Origin of the sequence: uncultured Bifidobacterium sp. (assembly GCF_949292005.1) — a bacterium.
GTDB lineage: Bacteria > Actinomycetota > Actinomycetes > Actinomycetales > Bifidobacteriaceae > Bifidobacterium.
The window spans coordinates 1-2,721 of the sequence record NZ_CASEXV010000077.1 but is presented as its reverse complement, the minus strand read 5'-3'; the positions used below and the strand labels follow the sequence as shown (position 1 = coordinate 2,721).

Sequence of the window (2,721 nt, the reverse complement as noted above, 5' to 3'; positions counted from 1 at the left end):
CCATCGATGGCTTGGACTTGCGCACGGGCGGTCCGGGCGAGAGATCATCCCTCATCAAATACCTGCGAACCGTGGGCCCGCTTACCTCCAACTCACGTGAGATGGCGGCGATACTCCTGCCCCTCCTACGCAACAAGCGAATGGACTGAATCCTGGGCATGCTGATCATAGGCCTTTCCGGCCTTTCTTGAATGGAACCTAAGCACCACCAAGATACGGCCTAAGGATGGTCAGCACGCTCCTTGACCAAACCCGAAAAAAATACGTGACCACAACCACAACAACCAATTAAACACAAACAGGGATGAATGCGTGCCTTCGCATTTTGCAAATACCGGATCGAATTGTTCTGAGAACAATCTACGGAGGACGGACCGTCTGAGGGTGTTCCGCATTCGGGTGCAATGATTCAGTGATGAAAAGATAAAAGGGGGAAGTGTCCTACGGCTTGCCGGGTGCGGGGCGTGGCTGCGCGGACAGCTCAAAGAATAAGCTGGTTGATGCAACCCGTATGGGTATTGGAATCTCGCAATTCGATACGCAGTGGGACCCTCTTGGACAAATGACTGGTCCGTACCGGAAACGGTGGAGACATGAGAAAGCCGTTCTCTGGAATGTCGCCTGTGTCTACTTCTCTAGCACCTCCCGATGGAAATCCGCCGCCAGCGCGTCGGCGAGCTCTCCGGACAGGCCGGCCTGTTTGGCGAATCGCGGCCAGGAGTCCAGTGCGTCGCTGATGTCGTGCAGTGCGTCACGGGCATGGCCGACGGCGAACTGGTCGGCGACGGCCATGAGGTCGGCGTTGCCGATGCCGTCGAAGCGTCCGTTCACGCTCATCTGATGCCTGTCCGTCCACTCCCCCCTGGGGTTGTAGGCGAACGTGACGTCGTAGGCGGGCGCCAGTCGCCAGCCGCCGTCCTCGTCCATGAGGAAGGACACGTTCTTGGCGTGGTCGTCGTTGTTGGATGCGGCGATGTTGAACGCCATGCGCCGCCAGATCTGGGTCATCGCGCCCGTGTCGAGGCCCAGCTTCTGCGCGGTGGCGATGACCTGGGCGTAGGAGTTGGTCCGTGTCGCCCGGAAATCCACCGCCGCAAGGCCCGTCAGAGACTGCATGTGGAGCTTCCGGCGTCCGTCGCGGTCGAAGCGGCGCGTCATGAAATGGGCCCGGCCGTTCTCCTCAAGAAGACGCGTCGGAGCCATGTCGATCCCTGCCTCCCGCGCCATCAGCGAGTAGGCGTATTCGATGCGTCCGTACTGCTGGGAGCGCCCGAGCTGGCGGTCGTCCCCGAGCCCGTCGAATTTGAGCAGCCAGGCCTCGTGACCGTCGTCGGCGGGACGATCCCCGGAGGTGATCCGTCCGATTGCGGGATCGTAGTTGACGATCGCCTTGGCGCGTGCCCCGCCGGCGGACGTGCCCACGCTGATGATCTGCTGCAGAGCGTTTCGTGAGGATGCGTCGTCGCCAAGGGTTCCCTGGACAGCCGCCCGAGCGGTGTCCACGAGTTCCTCCATGTCCAGGGCGCTGGGTGCCGGTGCGTCAGGGGAGAGATCTGGTTCGAACTCGAGTGCCCCCATGCCCCGTGAACCCAGATAGACCAGACGATCCAGAGTCGTGATGGCGGAGCGGTCTATGCCTTGTTCCGCCATCCATGCCTCGATGAGGGTGTTGCCGAAGCTGTCCGGAAGGCTGTCGGCAAGCATGGGCGGCAGTCCGTGGAAGGTCTCCCGGGGCAGTGAGGGGAAGACGTAGGGCCGGCGTCGCAGCGGCATGAGGATCGGAGAGGGCTGGATTCCCGAACGGATCCATTCAGGGGAGTACTGGAATGCGTACGAGCCCCGTGAACCTCCTGCCGAGACCGCTCCCATAAGACGTCCCCAGGCCATGACCCTGACGACGGTCGTCCCTGTATAGCTCATGTGGGTTCTCCCTTCGCCGGAGTCGGTTCGCCGTTCCGCGTCACATCCTCGGACGCGCCGGTCGTGTCATCCCGTCCCGCGTCATGGATCGTATGGGATGGGGTTCGTGCCCGTGAGACCCGACGCGGTCGGGGGCTCTTCCCCTCGCTCGCGCGCAGAAGCTCCATCGGGGACGGACCCGGGCCGATGGGATCCAGATCGTCGAACCACGCGAGTCTTCCGAGCGCACGCGCCACTGCTATGAGGGATCCCAGCGACACGTCGTGGCCGCTTTCGAGACGGCGTACGGTGGCGACGCCGATGTTCGCCCTGCCGGCGAGCTCCGTCTGCGAGAGCTCCGCCGCGATCCGCAGCTGACGCACCTGCTCGCCGACCGAGGAGAGGACGTCCGTAATACGTGGCATGGTTCTGATGATATCAGATAAGATATGTTAAGTATGTTTCTTTCTATAAGATATCATTTATGATTTTACGAAAGTGTTGCTGTACAAAAATGTTGCTTGCCGCATGCTTTCCGTAGTGGGCGGAACGGTTCCCAGCCGTTGTTCCGCAAATCGGGTGGGAATCGTCAGTTGGTTCATGTTCCGCAGGGGACCTTGTCTATTGGTGGTCATGTACTGGTCGTAATGAAGCTGCTGGATATCAAGACGCCGCGCGAGGGGGTTGGCGATGCCCGTTGTCTAGTTAGAAGTGCAACACCGTTGTTGGCTGGGTTAACTCTAGCAGTTCGTCGGTGAACGCTTCGGCTGGTGTGCGGCAGTCGAGGATTCTCATGGGTCGGTTGTTGATCTCGTTGACGAT

2 protein-coding genes are annotated in these 2,721 nt (G+C 60.7%); both read right to left on the bottom strand.

Going from position 1 to position 2,721, the window contains the following annotated elements; genetic code table 11:
• Positions 1-627: 627 nt before the first annotated feature.
• Entirely contained in the window at positions 628-1,920 is a 1,293-nt protein-coding gene (locus tag Q1X90_RS05840; RefSeq protein WP_300767967.1) for a type II toxin-antitoxin system HipA family toxin, read from the bottom strand.
• Positions 1,917-2,324 carry a helix-turn-helix transcriptional regulator gene (locus tag Q1X90_RS05835; protein WP_300767965.1) on the bottom strand — a complete coding sequence of 136 codons (408 nt, stop codon included), beginning with the start codon at positions 2,322-2,324 and terminating at the stop codon, positions 1,917-1,919. The genes Q1X90_RS05840 and Q1X90_RS05835 overlap by 4 nt, the downstream gene beginning before the upstream one ends.
• Positions 2,325-2,721: the final 397 nt, after the last annotated feature.

Coding starts and splice junctions, on each gene's coding strand:
- Q1X90_RS05835 (WP_300767965.1), bottom strand. CDS start 2,324: ATGCCACGTATTACGGACGTCCTCTCCTCGGTCGGCGAGCAGGTGCGT.
- Q1X90_RS05840 (WP_300767967.1), bottom strand. CDS start 1,920: ATGAGCTATACAGGGACGACCGTCGTCAGGGTCATGGCCTGGGGACGT.